At 69.5% G+C, this 16936-nt stretch carries 14 protein-coding genes and 2 pseudogenes; 8 read left to right on the top strand and 8 right to left on the bottom strand.

What is annotated here, in order from left to right:
- Positions 1 to 36 precede the first annotated feature (36 nt).
- The 3 genes from NNW99_RS00080 to NNW99_RS00070 are packed head-to-tail and all read left to right on the top strand — an operon-like array spanning position 37 to position 3086.
- Positions 37 to 414, top strand: coding sequence for a hypothetical protein (locus NNW99_RS00080; protein ID WP_215116514.1), 378 nt, complete (start codon positions 37 to 39; stop codon positions 412 to 414).
- Positions 411 to 2525: a multiprotein-bridging factor 1 family protein gene (locus NNW99_RS00075; RefSeq protein WP_370869106.1), complete on the top strand. Its 2115-nt coding sequence runs from the start codon at positions 411 to 413 to the stop codon at positions 2523 to 2525. The genes NNW99_RS00080 and NNW99_RS00075 overlap by 4 nt, the downstream gene beginning before the upstream one ends.
- A 3-nt stretch (positions 2526 to 2528) precedes the next feature.
- Complete coding sequence (locus NNW99_RS00070) at positions 2529 to 3086, top strand: XRE family transcriptional regulator (protein ID WP_215124078.1); 558 nt, start codon at positions 2529 to 2531, stop codon at positions 3084 to 3086.
- Between the two features lie 189 nt (positions 3087 to 3275).
- Here the strand turns inward: NNW99_RS00070 and NNW99_RS00065 are convergent, their stop codons facing one another.
- Positions 3276 to 3863 carry a TetR family transcriptional regulator gene (locus NNW99_RS00065; RefSeq protein WP_215116513.1) on the bottom strand — a complete coding sequence of 196 codons (588 nt, stop codon included), beginning with the start codon at positions 3861 to 3863 and terminating at the stop codon, positions 3276 to 3278.
- Between the two features lie 132 nt (positions 3864 to 3995).
- Between NNW99_RS00065 and NNW99_RS00060 the strand changes: the two genes are divergently transcribed.
- Positions 3996 to 5126: an NAD(P)/FAD-dependent oxidoreductase gene (locus tag NNW99_RS00060; protein WP_215116512.1), complete on the top strand. Its 1131-nt coding sequence runs from the start codon at positions 3996 to 3998 to the stop codon at positions 5124 to 5126.
- A gap of 203 nt (positions 5127 to 5329) precedes the next feature.
- Complete coding sequence (locus NNW99_RS00055) at positions 5330 to 5806, top strand: hypothetical protein (protein WP_215116511.1); 477 nt, start codon at positions 5330 to 5332, stop codon at positions 5804 to 5806.
- Between the two features lie 380 nt (positions 5807 to 6186).
- On the opposite strand, the gene NNW99_RS00050 is transcribed toward NNW99_RS00055, so the two are convergent.
- The 5 genes and pseudogenes from NNW99_RS00050 to NNW99_RS00030 all read right to left on the bottom strand — a co-directional run bounded on the left by NNW99_RS00050 (position 6187) and on the right by NNW99_RS00030 (position 9827).
- Positions 6187 to 6798: a hypothetical protein gene (locus tag NNW99_RS00050; RefSeq protein WP_215116510.1), complete on the bottom strand. Its 612-nt coding sequence runs from the start codon at positions 6796 to 6798 to the stop codon at positions 6187 to 6189.
- Positions 6799 to 6916: 118 nt separating this feature from the next.
- A complete protein-coding gene (yidD, locus tag NNW99_RS00045; RefSeq protein WP_251058059.1) occupies positions 6917 to 7357 on the bottom strand; it encodes a membrane protein insertion efficiency factor YidD in 441 nt (146 codons plus the stop codon).
- Positions 7358 to 7479: 122 nt separating this feature from the next.
- Positions 7480 to 7833, bottom strand: a complete 354-nt coding sequence (locus tag NNW99_RS00040) for a hypothetical protein (RefSeq protein ID WP_215116508.1) — start codon at positions 7831 to 7833, stop codon at positions 7480 to 7482.
- A gap of 94 nt (positions 7834 to 7927) precedes the next feature.
- Positions 7928 to 8341, bottom strand: a pseudogene (locus NNW99_RS00035) (lamin tail domain-containing protein).
- Positions 8342 to 8816: 475 nt separating this feature from the next.
- Positions 8817 to 9827, bottom strand: coding sequence for a hypothetical protein (locus NNW99_RS00030; protein WP_215116507.1), 1011 nt, complete (start codon positions 9825 to 9827; stop codon positions 8817 to 8819).
- A gap of 543 nt (positions 9828 to 10370) precedes the next feature.
- Between NNW99_RS00030 and NNW99_RS00025 the strand changes: the two genes are divergently transcribed.
- The 3 genes and pseudogenes from NNW99_RS00025 to NNW99_RS00015 all read left to right on the top strand — a co-directional run bounded on the left by NNW99_RS00025 (position 10371) and on the right by NNW99_RS00015 (position 12441).
- Positions 10371 to 10814: a hypothetical protein gene (locus tag NNW99_RS00025; RefSeq protein ID WP_215116506.1), complete on the top strand. Its 444-nt coding sequence runs from the start codon at positions 10371 to 10373 to the stop codon at positions 10812 to 10814.
- A gap of 24 nt (positions 10815 to 10838) precedes the next feature.
- Positions 10839 to 11276: pseudogene (locus tag NNW99_RS00020) on the top strand (tyrosine-type recombinase/integrase); the annotation flags it as partial.
- Positions 11277 to 11865: 589 nt separating this feature from the next.
- On the top strand, positions 11866 to 12441 hold the full coding sequence (locus NNW99_RS00015; protein WP_251057645.1) for a DUF6262 family protein: 576 nt from the start codon (positions 11866 to 11868) through the stop codon (positions 12439 to 12441).
- Positions 12442 to 12490: 49 nt separating this feature from the next.
- On the opposite strand, the gene NNW99_RS00010 is transcribed toward NNW99_RS00015, so the two are convergent.
- Together NNW99_RS00010 and NNW99_RS00005 are read right to left on the bottom strand one after the other, a co-directional pair.
- Positions 12491 to 15160, bottom strand: a complete 2670-nt coding sequence (locus tag NNW99_RS00010; protein WP_255986466.1) for a DEAD/DEAH box helicase — start codon at positions 15158 to 15160, stop codon at positions 12491 to 12493.
- The gene (locus NNW99_RS00005) at positions 15157 to 16338 is read right to left on the bottom strand and encodes a hypothetical protein (protein ID WP_255961262.1); all 1182 of its coding nucleotides are present in this window, start codon (positions 16336 to 16338) and stop codon (positions 15157 to 15159) included. The genes NNW99_RS00010 and NNW99_RS00005 overlap by 4 nt, the downstream gene beginning before the upstream one ends.
- Between the last annotated feature and the right edge of the window lie 598 nt (positions 16339 to 16936).

Here is a 16936-nt window from a genome sequence, read left to right as displayed (position 1 = left end):
CGTTGTTTCGTTGCCAGACTGAAGTAGGCTGCCGGCATGGCACGTGATTCCCAGCAGCAGGCCCGCGACCGCCTGTCCCTGCTGGCCCCCGCCCGTGACGAAACCACGGTCGCGCACCGGGTCGAGCAGGACGCATCGCTGGTGGGACGACTGCTGGCGGCCACCGGCGAGCAGAACGATCACGGCAGGCCGAGTGTGCTCCCGGACGATGTGGGCGCCGCCCTGGGCTTGTTCGAGGGGCTGCGTGAGCAGTTGGACCGGCTGGAGACGCAGGTGGTCATCGAGGCCCGGCGCTGCGGCATGGACTGGCGGCAGATCGCCCAGCACCAAGGCTTGAACTCCTCCCAGGCCGCCTCGCAGCGCTACCAGAGGCTGATGACGCGGCTCGAAGAGATCCGCCAGGGGGTGCGATGAACGAGGAAGAACCGCAGATGACGAACCAGCCGCCACAGCTGTTCACCGCGATCGACTCACTGCTGGCCGCCGTCGACGACGGCACGGTGCTGCCTGTTCCCGCCGAACGGGTACGGCTGCGCGAGGCGGCCGGCCTCACCCAGGCCGCCGTCGCCCAGGCGTTGGGCGTGCGTGTGCCGAGTATCGTCGCCTGGGAAGCCGGCCGCGCCGAACCCAAGGCGGAGCGCCTGGAGGCCTACCGCCGCCTCCTGGAAGGACTCGCCCGCCGCTACCCCGCCCCCGCCCCACACCCCGACCACGAGGCCACCGGCCCGCAACGGGCGCCCCGGCCCCCGGCACACGACACCCTCTCCGGCCCGGCCACGCCGAAGCGTCCGGCCGCCCGCCCGGCGACGTCACACCGTCCGGCCGCGAAGCAGGCCGCCTCGCCCGCCGCACCCGCCGTCGACCCGCGCTTCCCGCACGGTCCGCTCGCGGTACTGGACGGTGACGGTTCCGCCTACGGCGTCAACGGCATCGTGCTCGACTGCCCCGCGCGCACGATCCCGGAGTTGGTGGAGTGGACGCTGGGTGAGTCCGGCCTGGGTGCGGCAAAGCTGCACCGCTACGGAAAGGACTCCGATCCGCTCATCGTGCTGACCGCCGCAGCCGCCGTGAAGCTCGGGCTCCCCGAGCGCCTCGAAGGCCACGAGCAGCGCCGCTCGCTGCGCCTGCCGTCCGACCATCCGGTCGTCAAGGAGGTGGGACGCGCGAAGTGGCAGCTCACACAGCGCGGGTTCGGCCCTTGGGCGCGGATCTACCGCAAGGCACAGGGCAGGCAGCGGCAGTGCGTGCAGCTGGCGATCCTGTCCTGGGACGCCCTCGATGAGCGGTCCTGGCCCGGCGTCGCGGAGATGGAGCCGGCCGACATCGCCCGCGTTCTCGGGGTGTACGCGCAGCGGGTCATCACCCCGCGCGGGTCGACGGCCGTCTCCGGGCTGGAGCTGATGACGGCGCTGCGCCCGCCCACGCGCGCCGAGCGCGACGAAGCGACCGGGAACTGGGTGCCCGGCCACAATCCGGGCAGCCTGGGGACGGAGCCGATGGACCCGGCGCCGCCGGAGGCCACCTCCGAGCACCCCGTGGTCGTCAACTCCGGCTGGAGCGGCGGGTTCCTGAACGAGGAGGCATACCAGTGGGTGCGGCCGGTGGACCTGCTGAGCGATGAGGAGTGCCATCTGCCGTACGCGGTCGGCCTGGACCTGAACACCGCGTTCCTGGCGGCCGCGTCCCGTCTGGTCGTCGGCCTGTCCGCCCCGGACCACTTCCACGCCCCGAAGTTCAACCCGAAGATCCCGGGTTCCTGGCTGGTCGACCTGTCCCACGTGGAGCTGGACCCGCGCCTGCCCAGCCCGTTCACGCCGACCGGCGAACGTCCGACGGGCCCGGCCTGGTACCAGACACACACCGTCGCCTACGCCCAGGAGCTCGGCTACGACGTCCGGCCGCTGGAGGCGTACCTGCGCCGTGAGACCGGGGCTTACCTGGACCCGTGGCACGACCGCCTGCGGACTGCCTACCTCGACACCCTCGCCGACCTCGGCGTCACGAAGGACTCGACGGACGCGGAGTTCCTGGCGGCGATGGAGGGGCACAGGGACACCGACCCGGCCCTGGCCGCCGTGCTCGCCGCCGTCAAGGCGACGGTGAAGGGCGGCGTCGGCAAGCTGCGCGAGCGCCCTCAGGGCAGGTCTTACAAGCAGGGCGAGCGGTGGCCGGCACTGGAGCGGCCGACCTGGCGCCCCGACATCCGCGCCGCCGTGATCTCCAAGGCCCGGGTCAACATGCACCGCAAGCTGCGCAATATGGCGGTGATGACCGGTCTGTATCCGCTGGCTGTGCTGTCCGACTGCGTCGTGTACCCCTCGCCGGGCGAGAGTCCGCTGGACTTCCTGCCGTACGACGCCTCCGGCAAGCCGAAACCCGGTGGCTTCCGCCTGGGCCCCACGCCGGGCCTGGCCAAGCTGGAGGGCGTCCAGACGGTGCTGTGGGCGGTCGACCTGATGGAGAAGGGCCTCAACCCGGCCCGCCACATCAAGGGCGGCGACGCTGTTCTGGACGAGGGCGAGTAAATGGTGGGTGAGATCGAGGACGCGATCGAGCGGGCCGCGCGGGAGGGCTTCACCCGCGAGCCCCCGAAGACGCTCAAGGGCCGGATCGGCTACCTGATCCGGCAGTTGGGCAGCGCGAAAGCCGTCGCCCGGGAGATCGGCGTCACCGCCGACTCCGTCAACCGCTACCGCCGCGGTGCCCGCAAGCACGCCCGGCCCGACGTCGCGGCGAGGATCGACGAAGCGGTGCGGGCCCGCTGGCAGCCGCAGGTGCGCAAGCGCCGGCAGCGGCAGGCGGCTTCCACGGGCGGGATCACGGTGGAGACGAGGGCCCGGTTCGGCTACACCGCGCCGGTCGGAACGACCGACGACGGACGCTTCCGCCGCCTGACGGTGCACCTCCCCCCGGCCTACGCGCAGCGCCTGTTCGACGCCCGCGACACCGGGGCGAGCGACCAGGAGATGCGCGGAATCATCGCCGACGGATTCAAGGACGTGTATTTCCAGGACGGCGGTGTCCGCGCGATGGGGCTGTCGGACGTGGCCATCAATGACATCGACTACCTGGATCTCGATTACTGAATCCAGGCCCCTGGCCGAGCAGTGATCGCCAGTTGTGACGGGGCATTTCGGTCGGCGTGATCCGCCGGACGCTTCCCCGGTCTCAGGGTCCCCTGAGCCCGGCTTGTATCCGGCGATCCGGCGGCGGGATCACCGGATGGGCGATGGGACCATGCCGTGCCTCGAGGCCGTTGCTGGGGAGGGCGGGGCCTAGGAGGCGGCCGGGTCGAGGACGGACTGGATGGCCGGGGCGAGGCCGCTTTCGATCTCTTGCCTGGTCAGGGCGGTCACGGCCGGGAGGCGCAGGAGGTAGCGGGTGAGTCCGAGGCCGAGGAGCTGTGCGGAGACCAGGCCGGCCCGATGTGCGGCGGGCTCCGGTCCGAGGGCGGCGGCCAGTGCAGGCGCGACCTGGGCGGCGAAGATCTCGTGCATCCGGGCCGCGGCCTGCTCGTTGGTGACGGCCGAGCGCAGCAGGACCAGCAGTGCGTCGTCGGCCGGGTCGTCTTCCCAGCGTTCGAGGAAGTGTCGCACCAGGGTCTGTGCCAGCTCGTTGGCCGGGACGTCCGTGAGGTCCGGCAGTCGCAGATCGATGGTGAGTGTCGCGTCGAAGAGCCGGGCCTTGTTGCCGAAGTAGCGCATGACCATCGAGGGGTCGATGCCGGCGTCGGAGGCGACGGCGCGGATCGTGGTGCGTTCGTAGCCCTGCTCCGCGAACCGCTCACGTGCGGCGCGCAGGATCGCGGCCTTGGTGCGGTCGGAACGCTTGTCTGTGCTGGTGGTCTCGGCGCCGTGCGTCATGCCAACAACTGTAGGCCAACACGTGTTGACTTTCCAGCGGGAGCCCGAGCATCATGTCAACAGATGTTGGCAAACACTCGTTGGCCAACATCTGTTGACATGCGTCCTGGACCCAGATCGGAAGGCTTGGCCATGAACACCACCGCACTCCCGGCCCGCACCGAGGTCGCCATCGTCGGCGGCGGCCCGACGGGCCTCGCGCTTGCCGTGACCCTCGCGTCCGCCGGCATCGACTTCGTCGTCCTGGACCGGCTGGCCGAGGGCGCGAACACCTCGCGAGCCGCCGTCGTGCATGCCCGCACCCTGGAGGTCCTGGACGAGTTGGGAGCCTCCCAGGAGCTCATCGCGCGTGGCATCCAGATCACCCGCTTCGCCGTGCGCGACGGCGCCCGCCGACTGCTCACCGTCCCGTTCGACCAGCTGGCCACGGCCCACCCGTACACGCTGATGGTCCCTCAGTACGAGACCGAGAGCGTGCTGCTGGACCGGCTGCGCGCGCTCGGCGGCGACGTGCACCGCCCCTACGAGGTCACATCGGCCGTCCAGGACGACAACGGCGTGAGGCTCACCATGGCCACCGGCGAGACGCTCAGCGCCGCGTACGCCGTCGGCGCCGACGGCATGCACAGCACCGTGCGCGGAGCGGCGGGCATCGCCTTCACCGGCAGCGCCTACGCCGAGTCCTTCGTGCTCGCCGACGTCGTCATGGACTGGGCCCCGGGCCCCAGCGAGGTCTCACTCACCTTCGGCACCGCAGGACTCACCGTCGTCGCCCCGCTGCCCGGCGGCCGCTACCGGGTGGTCGCCACCGTGGACAACGCTCCGGCAAGCCCCGAAACCACCTTCATCCAGAAGTTGCTGGACGAACGCGCTCCCGGCCAGGCCAAGGTCACCGGCCACACCTGGTCCTCCCGCTTCCGGGTGCACCACCGGGTCGCCGACCACTACCGGGCCGGCCGCCTGCTGCTGGCCGGCGACGCCGCGCACGTGCACAGCCCCGCCGGCGGCCAGGGAATGAACACCGGCATCCAGGACGGCTACGCCCTCGGCCGGGCATTCGCCACCGGACAGCTCGACGGCTACGAGGCACAACGCCGCCCCATTGCCCAGCGCGTGGTCGCCTTCACCGACCGGATGACCCGCATAGCCACCACCCGCAACGCCATGGCTCGCGCTGCCCGCAACATCGCCCTGCCCCTGCTCGGCCACACGGCCATGCCCAAGAAACTCGCCACCGAACTCGCCGAACTCAACTACCGGTGAAGCCCGCTCACCGCACCGCCGCGAAAGGCCCGTCCGGAATTCCGACGTGCCGCCGAATCACCGAGAGAGGCATCCCACTGCACCAGCCTTAGACGACGCCGACTGCAACCCGCGAGGACGGGAAAGGATTCAGCCTGTCCGTCCCCACCGTCCCGCACCACGCATACGGCGGCGACACGACCCACCACCGGCAGGACCAGCAGATGAACGCGCAGCCCGACCCGACCCGCAGAACACTCAACGCGGTGGCTGCCCTGTTCTATGCCGGGCTGGTGGCGGCCGTGGGCGTCTTCGGGGGCGGGGGACAGGTGGCCGCACTGCTCGGCGGTTCGGTCGCGCTGTACGCCGGGTGTTTCATGGTCTATGCCGGGGCCCGGGCGAACGTGGACGACTGGCGACTGAAACGGCGTGGCATCACGGTAGTGGCCCAGTTCTCGCACTACACCAACAAGCGGCGGGTGTACACGTACGCGACAGCCACCGGCCAGAGCCACACGTATCAGACAGCCGGCAGTGGCACGGACCCGATCGAGGTCACCTACGACCCTGCGCGGCCCGGGGACGCAAGGGCGGGCGTCAGCCTCCTGAACACGCTCATCATGGTCTTCCTACTGGCGATCCCGGCGTTCGTGGCGGTGATGGGCATCCTCCTCGTCGCTCACGTGGTTGCCGCACTGTGAGGCCGGCGCGCTGCTGCATCCGATCATTCTGCCGCCGATAGAACCAGCACCACTCACGCCGACGCACGACCTGGCACCGCGACCTGGCCCCTTCCACGGCGCCGCCAGCGAGGAGTGATCGCACAGCGACGTCACGTTGCCCAGCCGAGTCCGAGTCCAGGCCGGCGAGCCCGACGCCCCTCAGGTGTGTTCGGGCCGCCGGCTGACAGAAATCCGCAAGGATATTCCGTGGTGGGATTCCGAGTGCGCTGTGTTGAAGTCGGCCACCGCAGGCGGCAGCTGGCACGAGCCGGTGGCTGATGCGTCCCGCCGGGGTTCTTCCTCGGCGGGACGCCGTCTTTCCGCGCCCGCCTCGCCGACCGGGTTGGGAGGCAGGTGTTCTACCAGTTGGTCAGGTCCACGAGGAGGTCGCAGAGTGGGTCGTCCGGAGAGGGCTTCTGGTGCTGCGTTTCTTCGATGAGGCTCGGAAGGGAAGCGATCAGGGCGGTGGTCATGTCGGTGAGGCGAACGTCGACGCCGATGACTCCTGGGCGGCCGGGACGCTGCACGTACAGGCGCAGCAGGTGGTGGCCCCGCATCAGGAATCCAATGAGGAAGGGGTTCTCCTCGTCGCCGGGGCCGGACAGGGCGCGTACGACGGTGAGGGTCTGGCCGTACTCGCTTTCCGGATCGGGGGTGATCTCCTCGGGGTGGAGGCGGATGACGGTCATCCCCATGGCTTCGCTGATGTCGCTCGTCCCGTAGATCTGAGTGCCCGCCAGCACCGTGCGCAGGATGCCCGGGATGTAGTACGGGGCAACGGTGTCGTGGGGGATCTCGTACAGGAGGGTGACGCCGTCCTCGTCGTCCCCGGCATGGACGGCAATCCGGACGGCGCCGGGCGCGGGCAGAACCCCGCGAAGCCGGCAGCCCTCGGCCAGGGGGCCGTTGAGGTAGTACAGCAGCAGGCGGCTGACCGCCGCCTGCTGCTCACGGTCTTCAGAGTCGATCACGCGTTCATCCAAGCAGGACCGGGGGCGCCCCGTTGTGCGCGGCCGCGGCCCGACCACCGCGACGTCGCCGGCCCCCGAGCCGTTCCGCGCCCACCGGGGACGTCTGCGCTCTCGGGCCTCAGATTCCGGGGCGGCTGCGCGCAGTCCGCTGCGGCCCCGGCGGCACCGGGTCGCGAAAGCCCCGGCGGCGGGCGGCACCGGGCCGGCAGCGCAGCAGACGCGCCAGGATCAGCCGGCCGCCGCGCAGCGCGCCGTAGCGGTGGAGTGCCCGTACCGCGTAAGTGGAGCAGGTCGGGGTGTAGGGGCAGCAGGCCGGCCGGGTCGGGCTGACCGTGAGGCGGTAGTGGCGTACGGCCCGGTACATCGCACCGGACAGCCGCCCGCCCGGAGGGGGCGCGGCGGGGTCAGCGCCGTGGCCGGCGGCCGTGAGCGAAGGGCGGAGAACGGCGAGCAGCATGGCCGCCTGCGACAAGCCGCCGCAGCAGCACGGGTGGGCCAGCGTGTCGAGCGTCCCCGCGCAGCACCCTTCGTCTTTCTCGCCGTCGGCTCTGTTTTTCATGTTGCGCTTCTGGCTTCGCGGCATGATGTCAGTCCTTCCCGTCACGGTCGAAAGGTCATATGGCGGGTACGGGTGGCGGTTGCGGGGGTTGGGAACCGCCGCTCCGCGCGGTCAGCCACGGTTCAGATCTTGGGTCCGGGGTCTTTGGGCTGGCCTCCCATTCGGTGGTCGTTCCAGTCGATGCCGTCGTCGTGTTCCTTGCTCGAGGCGAGTCCGAGGAGCCCGAGAAGGGGAGCCGCGATGAGGATTGCTCCGCACAGGCTGCCGATTGCCACGTACGCCGCGGCGGCGATGACGGCCCAGAACAGGATGTCGCACACGCTCCTCGCCCACAGCGGGAACGGGGCGCGCCACGCGTGGTAGCGGCGGTACATGCGCACGAGCTTGCCGGACGCGCGCTTGGACCGGCTGGACCCTCTCCGGCCTGGCGTCGCCGTGTGGCCGTTGCCGTGCGGACGGGCCTTTTTCTTTCCCATGGAGCCGTTTGTCCCTTCGATTGCCCCTTGGCCGGGTGCGTGTGTCCTGTCGGGGTGTGGCTGGGGCGGTTCAGTTCACGCCCGCGGTGGTGGGTCAGTGGCGGTGGCGGCCGCCGCAACGGTGGTTGCCCCAGGATTCCTCGTCGATGGGGCGTCCGCGGTCGTTGCGGAGGGTGGCGGTGTCGGGACCTGTTGTCCCAGACTTAGTTGCATCGGTCCTGGTACAGGTCACTGCCGGTGTCGCGGCCGTGGCCGGTGTGGATGCGGACCGTGGCACGGCCCGAGGCGGTAGCGGTCGAAGGTGTAGCCGCGGCCGTCCTCGTCCCTTTCAGGGGCCGGCCCTCGAGGCTGGCGGTGCGGCGGCCGGTGTTCGTGCCACCCACTCGCGGTTCGGACAGCGGATGGAACGGGCATCCCGGCCGGGCGAGTCGTACTGGATGTCGGAGATCTCCGCCTTTGACCGCTCGGGGCGGGCGTGGTCGGCGGCGGATGCCGGCAGCGTGACCACCGAGGCCAGAGCGCCGGCGGTGAGGGTGACGGCGGCGAGACGACGAGCGGTGACTGAAACCGGAAGCGGACAAGAGCTCCCCTTATGGTCCGGACACCATCCCCGAGGAGCCCCATGCGGGCTGCCCGGGCAGTCGGATGCCGTGTGTCGGTGACGGCCGACTGGCCGCCCGCACACCCTGTCAACGCCATGGAGAAGACGAGGGAAAAACATGACCCTGTTACCAGTCGTCAGATTTTCCGTAACTCTCGGATGCGACATCCATCTAAATCATCCTTGCGCAATGTTGACGCACTGACAGAGGGGCAGGCCGTGCGGGCGTTGGGGTCAGGCATCTCTCTGCCACGCTGCGCCACCCCGCAAGGGATCGGGCCGTCACCCGAAAGTGAGTAACAGCCATCTGGTCGCGGAGTGCTCGGGTTCTGGTCTCACCTGCGGCTGGGCGGGACCTCGTCCCACCACCCGGCAGGCAGGATCAGTGTCGCCGGAGCAGGTCGGACAGGCGACGCTGTACGGGCTCGCACACGGTGGTGGCGCCGCGGAGTGTGGCGTCGATGGCGAGTGTCGCGAGGTCCCACAGGGGCACCTTCTCCAAGAGGAAGTGGACCTCGATGCCGTGCAGATCCATGGCGCATGCGAGGTCGGTGACGTCTTCCAGGGGACGCTGGCGGACGAATTGCGTCAGGAGTTCGTCCCGAGGGCCTCCGCGTTCCCAGGTCTGGTCAGACCAGGGGTAGAGCGTGCCGTTGCCCCTGCGCTGCAGACCCCAGACGGCGATGGCTTCCGGAGCTGCCATCCGGGCGAGCGGCAGCACATTGGTGGACATGGAGTCCAGGGTGCAGAAGACGGCTGCGCGTTCGGCGTCCTCGGTGAGCCCGGCTTCTTCCAGGGGCTGTTCGTGCACAAGGCGGAATTCCTGTTGCATGAGCGCGGTGTCGCGCAGGCGGTCTGCGGTGCCGTGGCGGCCGGCGGCGCGTAAGGCGGCGAGCCAGTCCACCCACAGTCGGGGCCTGCCCCTGCCTTCGAGGTGGTGGGTATTGCCTATATCGGCGAGATAGCGCATGGCGCGGACGTGCTCGTCCTGGTCGCCGGAGAGGTTCTCGATGGATTGCACGACGTACAGGGCCATCTCCGGGATGACGGCCGGAGCGCCGGTGTCCGCGTTCTTCTGAAAGCAGCTGTCGTCGGCGGCCTCCCACAGGAAGAGGAACCTGCTGACGACGGTGCCGCAGTCCGCGCTGGTGTGGGAACCGGGCACGGCCGAGGCCATGTCGGACAGGACGACGACCACGTGCTCCAGCTCCTTCCAGCGCGGCACAGCGCCGGTGCCGCGCAGCATCTGGCCGACTGTGTCGTGGCTGACCGTCTCGGGGAACTCCTCGTTTCGTGCTGCCGCGGCTTCGGAGACGGTCCGCAAGCTGGGCCTGCCGGCCTTGGTGTGCAAGTCCTGCAGTGCCTGGGTCAGTTCCTCCCGCGCACTGTCCATGTCCGCCCCCTCGTCTCGGCCGCCACCCGTTGGTCCGGCCGGACGGCCAGGTGTCAGAGAGTGCCAGGAAGTGCAGGTCACCGGCATCGCGCAGAAGACGTAAGTGGATGGTGATGGAAGCTGATGAATTTGTACGGCGAGATCCGTTCAGCATCCTGGGCGGGCCGTGACGCTGGATACAAGGCGCCGAACGACGGCACCGGCGAGACACTCGGGGAGTCCGCCATGGCACACGTCCGTACCTCCGGCTGATCACCTTCGTGATCAGCCTGGCCACAGCGTGGCCGGACCACCGCCCTGGAGCAGCACGACGAGGAGACTGCGTGCTACGAACAGGTGGGCCACCCCAGCCCTGCGCCATCACCTCATAGGGCCCCTAACGCCCTTGCGTTCCCGCGCCCAAGGCCACCCACGGCTGCCGTCCACGGCGTGCGGGGAGACACCGACCGAGCAGGCCCAGGTGCTGCTGGGAGACGCCGAAACCGCCACGTGGGTCACCTGGGCGTCATCGGCTCGACTCCCCGCCGCGCCCCTGGAGTTCACGTGCCCCCAGTGGCCCGCCGCGCACCCGACCCCATGAAGGCCCGCGAGGCTCTGCACCGTGCGCTGCGCCTCCTGGATGACCAGGACGACCCACACGCGCTCGCTGAGGCCCGGGCGGCGGCCCAGGCGGCCGTGGACGCGGTGCCGTACCCGTGGCGGGCGCCGCACTGCGCCGAGTGCCGGCGCAACGTGAAGGAAGCCACCTGCCGAAAGCCGCACCTGCACCCGCTGTGCCGCGTTCAGGGCAGGCGACCCCATGCCGCTCTTCGGCATCTGATCAGCAAGCCCTCCAGCGAAAGCGCCGACGAGACCATCCGAGACCGGTTCCGCCCTGGGGCGGACACACCGGCCCTGCGGCGGCAGGTAGCCGACCTGGAGGAACCCGGCGGTCCTGCGGCCGGGATGAGCATGGCCGCCCTTCGGTACCTTAAGTGGCTGAGGTAGGAACTCGACCTCAACGACCGGGGCCTGCGGGACATCTGGGAGACCATCGTCGCCACCGGGCGCCGCTGCAGCGAGGTCGTCGGACTACGCCTGGACTGCATCGGCCGCTACCGCGGCCTGGCCATGCTGTGGCACGACCAGACCAAGGTCGGCAACTACAACGAGGGCATCCGCATCCCCGAGCCCGTCTACCAGTGCCTCGATGCCCGCCGAACCAAGACACTCCACCGCTTCGAAAAGCGCTACGGCCGCACCCCAACAGCCGCTGAACGCCCCGGCCTGGCCCTGTTCCCCTCCCGCATCCGCAACCCCAATGGCCGGCAGCCGATCTCCTACGGACACTTCAACCAGCGCTTCAAGACCTGGATCGCCGACCTCGACCTCGGCGGCGCCTACGTCGCCCACCAGGCCCGCCACACCCTGGCCACCAACCTGCTGCGCGCCGGCGCCACGCTCACCCACATCCGCCGCTACCTCGGCCAGCTCTCCGAACGTATGGCCGAGCACTACGTGAAGATCACCAACAGCGACCTCGAAGACGTCCTGAACACCATCTGGGTAGCCGGGCCCGGCGCACCCCACCCAGGCAAACTCCTCTCCGGCGACACCACCCCCATCGACCGCGAGACAGCCCTCGCCCTGGCCCTGGACCGCTCCCGCCGCAGCACCCCCACCGACGGCGGATTCTGCACCTACCAACCCGTCGTCGACGGCGGAGCCTGCCCCTGGAAACTCGACTGCGAGAACTGCGACAACTTCGTCCTCTCCGGCGCAGACCTCCTCTACTGGCGCCGCAAAGCCGAACAGTGGCGCTCCATAGCCGAGAACGCCCCCGACGACGCCACCGCCGACTACCTCCACACCGTCTTCGAACCCACCGCCAAAGCCATCAAAGGACTCGAACAGGCCCTGGCCGCCCTCGGCATCCTCGACGAAGCCCTCACCCTCGACCTGCGGCGCCCCCAGGACTACTTCCACCGCACCGGAGCACCGCCTTCCGCGCCCGAGACCTCGCAGCACTTCAGGCCCCCGACGACACCACAGGACAGCCATGAGCCCCCGCACCGACGCGGCCGTCCAAGCCCGCCGCCAAGCCACCCAGGAGATGCTCGAACGCCTCCAGACCGCCCTGACGGCCGCAGCACGCGACCACACGCCTGTCACCGTCGCAGCCCTCGCCCGTACTGCCCGCGTCTCACGTACCTTCCTCTATCAAAACCAGCAGGCCAGAGCCGTGATCGAACAGGCCACCCGCACAACCAGACCCCATCCCGGAGTCTCCAGCAGCGCCAGCCGCGCACAGCCCGCCTGGAAGGAACGTGCACTCAACGCCGCAGACGCACTCACCCAAGCCCAGCGCGAAATCCGCACCCAGCGCACCCGCATCGCAGAACTCCTCGGCAAGATCCGCGACCTCGAACACGATCTCCCCGAAGGCTCACTTCAGCGCATCGTCACCGAGAACACCACGCTGAAGCAGCACGTACGACAACTCACCCAGGACAACCAGCAGATCCAAGAACGCCTGACCAGCGCCCGCCAGAACAACCGCTTCATGGACAAACGCATCGCCGACCTTGAAGCCCAACTCGTTCCCTACCTCACCACCCCGCCCCCGCGCTTCTGACCCAGCCTCGGATCATTGCCAAACGGGACGGACCTTGCCGATGGGAGCGTCACGCCCACTCGATGCCCAGCTCCCGCAGTGCGTCGAGCTGGTCCTGGGCGAGCTTGTCCCGCCTAGATTTGGTGTTGGAGACCCACACACCCAATTTCACGGCCACCGGCTCCGTCTCGCTGTCGACCGCGATCTCTTCGCTGTGGCCGCGGGGTACAGGCCGGTGAGCACCTTCCCGTTCCACCCACTGCGCGAGAGCCGTCAGGCCGCGCTGGAACGCCTGCTGCGCCTTGCTCGGGCCCTTCGTCGCACGCGTAGCCGCAGGGGCCGGAGACGTCGCCTGGGCGGGCTTGATGCCCAGCTTGGACAGCCGCTCCTGCTGCTCGGTCGACAGCTGCGCCCAAGTAGCCGGCTGGGACTGCCGCTGGAGCCAGCGCCCGATATCGTCGCCGTCGAAGAGGACGCCCGGAGCGATGTCGGGCAGAGCGCCGTCGGCGTCGACGAGGTCGGCGAGGACGCGGTAGTGGCGTTGCCAGGCCAGTGGCCAGGGGCAGTTCCAGTCCGAGTCGATCGCCGCCAGCTGCTCCGCGCGCTCCGCCGCCCGCTCGGGGTCCTTTCCGAGGCCGCCCTTGCGGCGCAGGTTGGCCATGTGCTGCCCAACGGGTACCAGCCCCCCGGCCTCGCTCTCGCCCCACACCTGGTCCTGGCGGGGTGCGAGGTGGCCTGTGGCCTGCCGGTAGGAGCGGAGTGCGGCGAGTTTGTTCTCCCACGCCTCTTCGCCCGGCTCCCAGATCATCCCGGCCTCGGGAGCGTCCAAGAGCTCCTTGCGCCGCGGCTCCAGTTCCCCGGCCCGCAGTGCCTTTCGCTGCTGGTGCACCCACCTCCCCAGCGGGAAAGCCTTTGTCACGCCGACCTCGACCTCGGTGTCGTAGGGGACGGCGTAGAGGCCGGGGATGTGGTGCTTCTTCCGCCAGTGGATGAGGGCTTGGTAGCCCTCCAGCCACACCAGGGACTCCGGCCGGTAGACCCGGGTGCGCAGGAAGACCGCGATGGTCGCCGCGTCGCGCGGGCTGGAGAAGTGGAGCAGGGCCGACTCTGCAACGGCGTCGGTGTCGTCCTGTTCCTCGTCCTGGCCATCGCCCGCGCCGCCGGCCCCGATGATCTGGCCGTCCTCATCGCGCCGGACGTGCACCTTGCGCTTCCCGCTACTCAGGGCCCGGGAGGCGAGCTGCTCGACAAGTCGTTCATCATGACTGCGGAGGCCTTGCAAAACGGCTACAAGGGGGCGAAAACTGGCGGAGGCGACCATGTCAGTGGGGTCCTCGCCGGACTCCAGGAACACCGGCACGATGATGCGGGCGATCTTCGTGCTGCCGTCGCGGTTGAGCCTGAGCGCTCGGCCGATGTTCTGCACGATCTCCACCTGCGAACCGCGGGTGTCGGCGAAGCAGAGGGCTTCCACGCCCCGCTCGCCAGTGATGTCGACGCCTTCTCCGAGCACGCGACAGCTTGCGAGGAACGCGCGGTGGACCCGGCGGCCAGCTGCGTCGATGCCGTTGGCGAACTGCCGCAGCACCTCGCGCCGTTCGGCCACCAGGTGGTCGCCGCACAGCCATGCCGACCACACGCGGTCCGGCGGGACATGGCGACCGGCCTCCAGCTCGTAGAACTCCGCGTCGATCGACGATGCGGGGAGTCGGCCCGCGGCGGCCAAGTCGCCGTCGGAGGCGTCGTTGACGTACAGCTCCGCGGCCGTCTCCGGCATCTTCTCCGCGAAAGCCGCCGCCTCCTCCACCTTCTGATGGAAAGTCATGACTGTACGGAGGTTGTGCGCGGCGGCGTGCTCCAGGATCGCGGTCTGCAGAAGCGCCAGGCGTCGGCCCCGCTGTGCTTCCTCCGATTCCCCGAGGACCGGGGAGGGGTCGCGGATCTCCAGCACGTCGATCTCGAACCCGGCGAGGATCGCTCGTTCGATCGCCTCGCTCAGCCCGAGCTCAGCCAGCCACGGGCCGTAGGTTTCCGAGTCCTGGCCCATGGTCGCGATCTCCACCTCCTGACCGTCCGTGCCCTTCTGCGGCCGGGGCGCGGCGAGGATGCGCGGGGTCGCGGTCAGGTACAGCCGGAAGTCGGCGGGGATACGGGCGTTGTCGTGGATCGCCGCCCATGGCCTGCCAAGATCGCCTGCGGTTGAGTGGGCTTCGTCGATGATGGCGAGCGAAAAACCGTCCATGCGCTGGCCGTACAGCCGCTCCCCGCCCGTCAGGGCTGCCTCCAGCGGCCCGCGAGTGCGTCCCTGGCCCGTCGGGTCGTCGAAGTCCTCGCGGTCCACGAGAGAGGCGTACGTGGCGAACACGATGACCGGTCCGTGCCCGGCCCACAGGGCGAGCTGGATGGGGTTGGTGGTGGTGCGCACGCCCAGCTCGTTCAGGACCGGGTCGTTTTCCAGCGAGCACACCGCGACCATGGGGGAGCGGTGCCCCACGGCCCGCCACGCCTGGGCGGTCTGCACGAGCAGGTCCAGGGTCGGCACGGTCACGAGGATCCGGCCTTCGGGGAAGCACTCCAGTGCACTCGCGGCGGCCATGATCGTTTTTCCGGAGCCGGTCGCTGACACGATCGTGCCACGGGCACCCTGTGGGGGCACAGATGATCTTGCAGGGAATCCGACCCACTTACGGAAACGCGACTTCTGGTCGATCTGGTGTTTCTTGAGTGGAATCCTGCTCATCGCCCTTCCCCCTCTCCCGTGTCGTACAGCCAGCTGCCGTGAAGCCTTTCCAGTGCGGTTTCCTCCTGGCCGCGCTTCGTCCAGATCCCTTCGAGCCAGAGCGGGGTCGTCTCGATCCTCTCGCACAGCACGAAGGACCCGGGCAGGTCGATCAGCACGAGCTCGCCCGCGAACATGCCGCCCGGCCCGTAGCGGCGCCACAGCCGCTCCAGCCGCGCCCGGTGCTCGTGCAGGTATGCGTCCAGCGTCTGCGGGTAGGTTTCCGGCTCCGCCAGGTGCACGGTTCGCAGGGCGATGTCCACGAGCTCCTGGGACGACTTCTGGTCCCACTGCTCGGAGGTGGTGCCGGTCACGGCGGCATAGTGCTGCTCGCACACGGCGAGGACGCGCTCGATGAGCTCCGCCGGCGCGTCGCTCTCCTCGTCACGAAGGGAAGGCCGACCAACACCCGTGTGCCGATCGGGCAGGGCGTGCAGTTCGCCGGTGCCGGCGCTCGCCTCCACCAGGTCCAGGCCGTGGTCGGCGAGGTGAGCCAGGAGCAAGCGAGACAGGACCTCCCCGTCCCGGGCGTGCAGCTGAGCGTTGTCCTCTCCGCTGTCGGGGGAGACGATCGCGCGAGTGAGGACGGTGTCGAAGAAGAACTCGGACAGGACCTCGATCAACTCCGGGCGGGCAGATGCTGGCTGATCGTCCAGGGCGGCAACAGCGGCGTCCATGACCGCAGTGAGGAACAGCCCGCGAGCGCCCTGCAGTTGACGCGCCTCGCTCTGCGGGCTCTCCTCGACGGCCTCCACCACGCGGTACAGGCCCTGATCCCCGTACAAGCCACCCGGCTTCTCCTTCGCCCGGCGCACCTTCGCCACGGCCTCCTCAACGGACCGCGCATAGGTGTAGTTCGTCACCACCGAGGCCCCGGGATGCGCCGGGTCAGTCCGCTGCGCCACGATCCGATAGCGGATCAGCCCGGAGTCAGACTCCACTGCCCCACCGCTCGCACCTTCCTGACGGTCCCGCAGCGCCTGGTGCCAGCGGTCCGCCTGCGCATCCCTCTCGGGAGAGTAGTCGTCCCACGCCGTGCCACCCATCAAGGTCCAGATGCGCCGCAACTCGTTCCGCCGAACCGCCGCCAGCAGCTCCTCCGTACTGAGTGGCCTCGGGTGACCCTCGCGGCTTTCCAAACCACCCGCAGCTCCTCCGTACTGAGTGGCCTCGGGTGACCCTCGCGGCTTTCCAAACCACCCGCAGCCACCAACCGTTCGCGGATCTGTTCCGCCGTAAATCCAGTAACCTCACGCTGGATTTCCTCCCGCACCTTGAGGCGCATTTCGACGCTCAGCAAATTCGTACCCTCCTTCAAGACTCGCCCCAAGTGGTTGGTGGGAGTCCCGTGTTTCCGCCAACGGTACATGCTGCATCAACCTGATGCAGCCGCTACACTAGAACCCACACGAACGAGCGACCCCCGCCCCTTATAGCCAGCCCCGCCCGCGCCAGCGGGCCCCAAAGGGACTGGAGGCGCAGCCGAAAGGACCGTCAGGCGGGGGAGCGCAGCGGACTCGCCGATCAGGCTGGAGCGAAGCGGAAGCCTGGTAGCGGGACAGAGTCCCGCCGGTCCGGGAGCGCAGCGGACGGACCGTCACCCTGCTTGCGCAGCAAGCAGGGTGTGCGGGTGGCGCAGCCACCCGCCAGCGCTCACGCGGAGCGTGAGCGCAACACCCGTGCGCAACACCCGTGCGCAGCACGGGTGTTCGCTTGCACATCGCGCAGCGATGGGAC

Origin of the sequence: Streptomyces sp. CRCS-T-1 (genome assembly GCF_024442335.1) — a bacterium.
Taxonomy (GTDB): Bacteria; Actinomycetota; Actinomycetes; order Streptomycetales; family Streptomycetaceae; genus Streptomyces; species Streptomyces koelreuteriae.
The sequence above is the reverse complement of the archived record's forward strand: the minus strand, read 5'-3'. Positions and strand labels throughout refer to the sequence as shown.